Below are 8,202 nucleotides of genomic sequence, written 5' to 3'. Positions count from 1 at the left end.
TTTTTTAGCCGAAACTATATCTTGAAAAATCTCAAAAAGCAAAAATGACCGATAATGGATATCTAAAATCGGTCATTTTCTTTAATTTTTATTCAAAAGATAGATTACTTCTGAATGTGCCTTTCTAAAGGTGTTATTTTAATACATGTGTAGCCAATACTTGGTGTACATCATAAACATTAACTGATTTGTTAAATTGTTTTCTGATGCTTGGGACTTGTTCGCTAGAAACCCAAATTTTTAATTCTGCTTCTAAATCAAATGTTCCGGCAGTTTCAATACTAAAGCGGCTGATGCTTTTGTATGAAATAGATTTGTACTCCACTTTACTTCCGGTTACTCCTTGTTTGTCTACAAGAATTAGTCTTTTGTTGGTGAAAATAAACACATCACGGATGAGTTTAAACCCCAATTCTATTTCTTCTCCGTTAATTAATAATTTGCCATAATCTTTTAGCAAATCTTCCTGGCTCACTGTTCCTGCGTTACCAAGTAAAGCTGAAAATAATCCCATAATTTTTCTTTTTAGTTATTCTATTTATGATATAAAGTTGCCAAATAATTTCAATGTTTACTTCAAAGATATTGAAATTGTAATTATAAGTGGGAAAAATATTAAAGGAACTATATAGGTATTTTTAAGTCTTATTATAGTTTTGAAATTAAGTTTTTGTGTTTCGAACGATTTGTTTTTGATTTTATTTTAGTGAAACTTCTTTTTATTTCACTGATTGTGTATGTTAAAGTGAGAGTGTAATCGGAATGATTTTTCCGGCTGTGATATTTTCTTTTTTACGAATTTCGGCTTTTAAGGGAAGAAGATAGCTGTTCTTTTTGGTGTCGAACCAGATAGCGGTTTTCCATTCACTTTTTCCTGTTTTGGCAATAGCTTTTAATCTTCCCCATCCTTCTTCTTCTGATTGTAAAGCGCTTCTGATTTCTATAGCCAAATTTTTGGGTAAAGAAATAAAATACCATCCACCAGGGGCTTTGTGCTGCCAGACTTCTGCTGAAAAATCGTATTTAATTTTTGCGTTCAATAATTAGGAATTAATGGTATTTTGGGATGAAGAGGTATTCTTCAGTTTGATTTGTTTTTGTCGAAGTTCGGATTTCTTGTAAACAACTTCCTCTCTCGTCTTTTTTTATGCAATGTATTAAAAATTTATCTATGAGAATGTTGTTTTTGTCTTTTATGATAATTTTTGAAAGGCTTTGGTTGGCGTATTGATGATATTTTGTGTAAAATGGCGGATAATGATCAGTAATTGTATTAATGGTGCCATTAGGATTGTAGGTGTATATAGCTTCGTTTTGTTTGATTTGTTTTCTTGTATAACAACTAATGCGTTCTCTTGAATTAGGTTTCCATCTGGTCTTGCAGTAATAGTTTTCTTTATCAGGATAAGTTTCTACAATGAACCATAATTTTTTTTGAGTTGTTTGAATAACCTTTCCGGAAGTGTCGGTTGTGACAGAGTTTTTAATTCGGCCATTTTTGGTAAAATTCATCTGCTTTGAATACAAAAGCAATTTTTGGTCATTTTTTACCAAGTACTTTATCTCGGTTGCTGATCTTATTTCATCCGGAAGTTGTTTCATTTTAGTGTACTTCTTGGAAACACAGGATGATATCGTTATGAGAAGCATGAAAAGATATAAGGTTTTCATAATCAAAACGTTTGGTTCTTCTAAGTTAGTCAATTTGTCTGAGCTGGAACGTTTAAATAGGTAAAAACTTTTATTTAAAAATGAGTTTGAAAATGATTTTGTGTCTAAAAGATTTATAGAAGTGGGATTTATTTTTCAAAAAAAATCCTGTTTTTCAGTGTCTACTGAGAAACAGGATTTTGATTTTTTTGTGAAGAACATCATATTAAGGAATACTCTGTAGCTTTGTTTGAAAGTTCCATGAGGTTTTTAACTTTCAGTTTTTTCATTAGGTTAAAACGGTGAACTTCGGCAGTACGTTTACTTATTTCTAAAGCTTCTGCAATTTCTTTATTTCCTTTACCAGATAATAACAAAGTAAGGATTTCTTTTTCTCTTTTTGTAATGGTTAAGTCTTCAGTAAGAGTAGGCTTAGCATCTAAAGGAGCTGTTGTATTCGTTAATTGATTAATTAAAATTGATGAAATATCTCCTGTAAAGTACTTACCACCGTTAGCCACAGCGTGAAGTGCTTTTAAGAATTCTTCTTTACTAGAACCTTTCAATAAATACCCATCAGCACCAGCTTTAATTGATTTTAAAACATATTCTTCAGATTCGTGCATCGATAGCACTATGATTTTTACATTATTATTTTGACTGCGTAATTTTTCAACCACTTCAATACCGGTATGATGTGGCATTCTGATGTCGACAATTAATAAGTCAGGATTAGTGCTTGTAACTACGTCTAATGCTTCAAGTCCATCGGTTGCTTCTCCAACAACTTCAATGTTTTTTTCGCTTTCTAATAGTGATTTGATACCATCTCTTACAAAAAAATGATCATCAGCAAGGACAACTCGAATTGTTTGGTTCATAATTTACCTCTTTTTTTGGAAAAATATAAATAGTTTTACTTAATTAAAAGTCGTGCAATATACGTATTTTTTACGTATTTCACTTCTTGTTTATAAAGGAATATTAAAAGTAATTCGGGTTCCTTCTCCTGGGATGGAATTGATAAAAACCCTTCCGTTGATGTATTGAACACGTTCTTTCATAAATAATAGCCCCATTCCGGATTCACTATTTCTTCTTTTTTCAACGGTTGAAATGTCAAATCCTTTTCCGTTATCATCAACAGTAATACTAAGTATTTTATTGCTATGGGAAAGTTGAACAATGATGTGAGAGGAATCAGCGTATTTAATAGCATTGTTAATAGCTTCCTGAGTAAGACGGTAAATGTTGATTTCGATTAGGGAATCTAATCTTTGATCAAAATCAGTTTTGTTGTAAAATTGAACATTCTTTCCGGTTAATTTAGCTAATTCTAATGTCAACTTAGCAATAGATGAAACAATTCCGTGATCGCTTAATTCAGGAGGCATTAAGTTGAATGTTGCGGTGCGTACTCCTTTAATGATGTCTAAAGATAGTTTCTTGAGGTATTCTATTTTTTGTGCTGATTTTTCCTTGTCATCTAGATTGATGCTTTCTAAACTAAATTTTAGTCCGGTAAGCATTTGGCCAATTCCATCGTGTATTTCGCGTGCAATACGATTTTGTTCGTTTTCCTGATTTTCAACAATTTTGCTTGAAATGATTTTTTGTTGATTGATTTTTTCAAGAGTATTTTCACGATTCAAACGATCCACTTCTAATACTGCATTTTTACGTATCGTAATATTGAAACAAATGACCAGTAATTCAGATTCTTCCTGACGAATGCGAACCGGAATCATGGACATTTCGAGCCAAAGTTTGTTTCCGTTTCTATCTGTTGTATTGATTTCTCCCTGCCAGCCAATTCGTTGCTTTTCAGCTATAATTTGATCTATTTCTTGCTGTTCTTTTGCTACTTTTGTTAATGCGTTAGAAAAACTTTTTTCAGTGTCAAATGACGGATTGTATTGTAATAGTTTAGCGAATTTTTCTCCCATGTGGATGATTTTTCCCTGAGGAGTAATACGACAATACAACAAGGTGTTTTCCATTGCAAAATTCAGAGACTTTAGTTCTTTTACTGAATTTTCTTTAGCAATACTTATCGCTTCGGTATCACGAGCTAATTTAATAGCTCTTTTTTCAGAAATAAGAAGCTTTGATATTAAGACTTCTATTTTTTTATTGGTTGGTTTAAAAATATAAAGGAATTCTAAAAATAAAACCAACAAAGTAAAGCTTAAAATGCCGTATTCAATATTGCGTTGGCGCGTGACTTTTTCAGAAGCTTCATGTTCGTACTGGCTTACAATGAGGTTCATTTTTGTTAGAAAAATAGCTACATTGTCAAGGATAGTTTTTATTTCGTCAGGGTAATTATCTTTAGAAAGGGTTTGTTTATTGTGAGATAAAAATTTTTGAACTGCAGAGTCTATTTTGTTGATATTAGGCTTAATATCTTTATATAATTCAGATAGTACAGCGCTTTTTTCACTTGGAAAATTAAGGCTGTCATTTCCTTTTTCAAGAGCTATATGTGTAGATTTCCAGCGTTTTAGAGTTTGCTTGATATTGCTGATTTCTACATCAATATCAGAGTGTATTGATGAAGAGTTTAAGATAAGGATTTCTTTGGCAAGTTTTTGACTCAGCATCCTTTGTTTTCCGGAGATGTTGATCAAGCGAGAGTCATTAAGCTGGCTGTTAATGTTATGTTGAATAAGCAGTTGACTCAAAAGAATGGTTATAGCGATTGTAATTAAAGCAAATAGGTACATTTGCTTTAATTTTTTGAAATTAAGATTTTCAGAAAACGCTTTGGCTTCTTTTACCATAATGTAGTTAAATTATAATCCTAGTGAATCTTTTATTAACTGAAGATTAGATGGACTATAGTTGATTTTTAGGGCTGCCTGATGTCCTTTTTCAGACATTTTATTCCAGGTTTTCAGAATGATGTTTTTGAGTTTTTCAGTATCGTGTTTTTCAACAAAAGGCTCTAGGTAATATTCTAAAAAAACTAAACAAATTACATCTTCCAGTAATTGTGTTTCTTCGTCTTTTTTAAGTAATTTTTTTTCAATTAGGAAAGAAACTCTGGCGATAAATTCTGGGCTATATCCTGCTTTTTCAAGAATTGTTGCAGTAGTTTTGGCGTGGAATTTTTTTAGGTCTTCACGCCATTTTAAATAACCTACACGATCCATTGGGTAGGATTCACGGGCAATTTTCCAGCGACAAATATGCTGTGCTTTAGCAGCAATCTGAACTTCTTCGGAGGCATTAGGAGAAAAATCCATAAGTTTTTCATACATTCTATTAGAGTATAATAGTTCTTTAGGAAAACTTATGGATTCGTGTATTTCTATGTTGGGATCTTGAGCATTTTCAGCATCAATCCATTGACTGGCTTGTTGGAAAGGTGTAGTTGTCATTTGGCGTATTTTTTATTACTCCAAAGATACATATTTAATCCATAAACCCAATCAATACTTCGTTTTCAACAATTTTTACCGGGTAAGTTGCAATTTTGTAATCTTCACCATTTAAGTTACTTCCATCTTTTAATGAGAAGGTTTTTTTATGAATTGGACAAGCAATTTTAGGAGTTTCCTCCGCCGAACCAATCATACCTCTGGAGAGTACCATTTCTAATTTATGAGGGCAAACATTTTGGCAGGCATACCATTCACCTCTTCTTTCAAAATTGATAACAGCAATTTGTTTGTCTTTGTACTTAACGCAGTTACCACCATCAGCAGGGAAGTCAGAAGTTTTACCTGCTTTAAACCAAACTTTAACGTCGTTTAATGCTACGCTTGTGTATTTGTCAAGAATTTGTTCCATAGTGTTTGATTTTTATTTCCCTGCCTTAATCTGTAGGAGTGAAGGCAGGGATGATGAGTTTAATATTCGTTTTTTTTTATCAGAAGAAGGATTACCAGGCTTTAGGCATTTTTTGTTCTCTTAAAGGAATGTATTCCAAGTTGTCATCACGATCGTCTGAGTTAGAGAAGTGTTTGAAACGTTTCATCATTTCAGGATCTTCAACAGCTTGTTTCCATTCGCATTCAAAAGTATCTACTAGTCCTTGCATTTCTTCTTCAAGAGTAGCGTTGATTCCTAAGCTATCGTTAATGATGACGTTTTTAAGATAATCAATTCCACCTTCTAGTTTTTCTAACCAAGTTGATGTACGAACTAATGGACCTGCAGTACGGATGTAATACATTAGGAAACGATCCATGTATTTGAATACCGTTTCTTTGTCAATTTGCTCTGCTAAAAGCACTGCATGTTTTGGGTTAGCTCCTCCATTTCCGCAGATGTATAAATTCCATCCTCCTTCAACAGCGATTACACCAAAATCTTTTCCTCTTGCTTCAGCACATTCACGAATACAAGCCGAAACTCCTCCTTTTAATTTGTGTGGAGAACGAATTCCTCTGTAACGGTTTTCTAATTCGATGGCTAATGTGGTACTGTCGTCCATACCGTAACGACACCAAGCATTACCTACACAACTTTTTACAGCTCTTAAGGATTTTCCGTAAGCGTGACCACTTTCAAATCCTTTGTCGATTAATTTTTTCCAGATAGAAGGTAAGTCGTTCAATTCAGCTCCAAATAAATCAACACGTTGAGCACCTGTTATTTTAGTATATAAGTTGTATTCTTTAGCAACTTCTCCAATGGCAATTAATTTTTCAGCAGTTACTTCACCACCAGCCATTCTTGGAACAACAGAGTAAGTTCCGTTACGTTGAATGTTAGCTAAGAATCTATCATTCGAATCTTGAGATGTAATGTGTTTGTTAGCAGTATCGTTGTAAATACTTGAGAAAATAGATGAAAGAACTGGTCTACAAACTTCACAACCATCTCCTTTACCAATTGTTCCTAATACTTCGTTATGATTAGTGAATTTGTTGATTTTAACAATGTCATATAATTCCTGACGGCTATGAGCAAAGTGCTCACAAACAACATCTTTTACTTCTTTTCCTAGGGATTTTTGTGCCGCTTTTACTAAATCAGCTACCATTGGTTTACAACCACCACAACCTGAAGTTGCTTTTGTTGCTTTTACCACATCTGATAAAGTTTCGCAACTTCCATCAGTAATTGAACAACAGATGCTTCCTTTGGTTACATTTTCACAAGAACAGATTACAGCTGAATCTGGTAAATCCATGGCGCTTCCCATTGAAGAAGATTCTCCGCCTCTTGCGCCTAAGATTAGGTCTTCAGGGTTTTTAGGAACCGCCATTCCGTTTATGTAGATTTGGAACAAACTGTTGTAATCACTTGAATCACCTACTAAGATACCTCCAAGTAATTTTGAACCATCTTTAGAAACATTGATTCTTTTGTAAATTCCGGTAAATTTATTTTCGTAAACGATAGGTGTACCTTCTTGGTGCTCAATGAATGGATCACCAAAACTAGCTACTTCAACTCCAATTAACTTTAATTGAGTAGACATGTCGATGCTTTCTCTCATAGTTTTTTCACCTTGCATGATTTGTTCGGCAGCAACATCGGCCATTTCATAACCAGGAGCAACTAATCCGTAAATCATGTGGTTGTATAAGGCTACTTCTCCAATAGCGAAGATATTTGGGTCAGAAGTTTGCATTTTGTTGTTGACTACAACACCTCCACGTACACCAACTTCAAGACCGGCACCTCTTCCTAGTTCGTCTCTAGGTTTGATACCCGCCGAAATTACTAGCATATCAACTTTTAAAAGTTCTTCTTCTTCAAACATCATTCCGGTGATAGCATTTTCACCATCAATAAATTGAGTCGATTTGCTTAAGTGAATTTTAATGCCTAATTCTTCAATTTTTGAACGAAGTGTATTGCTGGCTCCCTTGTCTAATTGTCTTGGCATCAGGCGCGGAGCAAATTCAACTACGTGAGCGTTTAAACCTAAATCACGTACTGCTTTTGCAGCCTCAAGTCCTAATAATCCACCACCTAGTACAGCAGCTTCAGTAGAACCATTTTGTTTTATTTTTTTGGCGTAAGCCATAATTGCATCAAGATCTTCGATAGTTCTGTATACAAAAACCCCTTCTTTTTCAACACCTTCAATTGGCGGAACAAATGCTGATGAACCAGTGGCTAATACTAAATAATCGTAAGAATATGTTTTTTCTAAATGAGTCGTGATTGTTTTGTTTTCTTTATGAATATCAGTTACTAATTCCGAAGTGTTTAGTATGATATTATTTTCTTCGTACCAAGAAGCAGTAGACATTGATAAATCATCAGCCGTTTTTCCTGCAAAGTATTCACTTAAGTGAACACGGTCATAAGCACGTCTTGGCTCTTCACCAAATACGGTAATTTGATATTTTTCTTGCCCAGATTTTGAGATGAATTTTTCACAAAATTTGTACCCCACCATGCCGTTTCCGACTACAATTATATTTATCATAATATCATTATTAAGTATTACGAAGCAAATATACGTATAAATACTTAATTTAAATACTTAATTATTGTTTTTGGGTGTTAATTGAGATATTATGAAAAGGAGGGGGTTAAAATGGAAAATGTGTAAAAAATAACGGTTGTTTTTTTTAATCTCTAATC

8 protein-coding genes are annotated in these 8,202 nt (G+C 33.5%); all 8 read right to left on the bottom strand.

What is annotated here, in order from left to right; genetic code table 11:
* Positions 1-133 precede the first annotated feature (133 nt).
* Complete coding sequence (locus AAEO59_RS15185; RefSeq protein ID WP_341701603.1) at positions 134-514, bottom strand: PH domain-containing protein; 381 nt, start codon at positions 512-514, stop codon at positions 134-136.
* Between the two features lie 226 nt (positions 515-740).
* Positions 741-1,040, bottom strand: a complete 300-nt coding sequence (locus tag AAEO59_RS15180; RefSeq protein ID WP_341701602.1) for a DUF1905 domain-containing protein — start codon at positions 1,038-1,040, stop codon at positions 741-743.
* 10 nt (positions 1,041-1,050) lie between these two features.
* Complete coding sequence (locus AAEO59_RS15175; RefSeq protein WP_341701601.1) at positions 1,051-1,671, bottom strand: hypothetical protein; 621 nt, start codon at positions 1,669-1,671, stop codon at positions 1,051-1,053.
* Positions 1,672-1,871: 200 nt separating this feature from the next.
* Positions 1,872-2,531: a response regulator transcription factor gene (locus tag AAEO59_RS15170; protein ID WP_341701600.1), complete on the bottom strand. Its 660-nt coding sequence runs from the start codon at positions 2,529-2,531 to the stop codon at positions 1,872-1,874.
* 90 nt (positions 2,532-2,621) lie between these two features.
* Positions 2,622-4,376: a sensor histidine kinase gene (locus tag AAEO59_RS15165; protein WP_341701599.1), complete on the bottom strand. Its 1,755-nt coding sequence runs from the start codon at positions 4,374-4,376 to the stop codon at positions 2,622-2,624.
* 69 nt (positions 4,377-4,445) lie between these two features.
* Entirely contained in the window at positions 4,446-5,033 is a 588-nt protein-coding gene (locus AAEO59_RS15160) for a DUF4202 domain-containing protein (protein WP_341701598.1), read from the bottom strand.
* A 34-nt stretch (positions 5,034-5,067) separates the two neighbouring features.
* On the bottom strand, positions 5,068-5,445 hold the full coding sequence (gene nirD / locus AAEO59_RS15155; protein ID WP_341701597.1) for a nitrite reductase small subunit NirD: 378 nt from the start codon (positions 5,443-5,445) through the stop codon (positions 5,068-5,070).
* A gap of 91 nt (positions 5,446-5,536) precedes the next feature.
* Positions 5,537-8,044, bottom strand: a complete 2,508-nt coding sequence (gene nirB / locus AAEO59_RS15150) for a nitrite reductase large subunit NirB (protein WP_341701596.1) — start codon at positions 8,042-8,044, stop codon at positions 5,537-5,539.
* Between the last annotated feature and the right edge of the window lie 158 nt (positions 8,045-8,202).

The sequence above is a fragment of the Flavobacterium flavipallidum genome, assembly GCF_038289905.1.
In the GTDB taxonomy this organism is placed as follows: domain Bacteria; phylum Bacteroidota; class Bacteroidia; order Flavobacteriales; family Flavobacteriaceae; genus Flavobacterium; species Flavobacterium flavipallidum.
The sequence above is the reverse complement of the archived record's forward strand: the minus strand, read 5'-3'. Positions and strand labels throughout refer to the sequence as shown.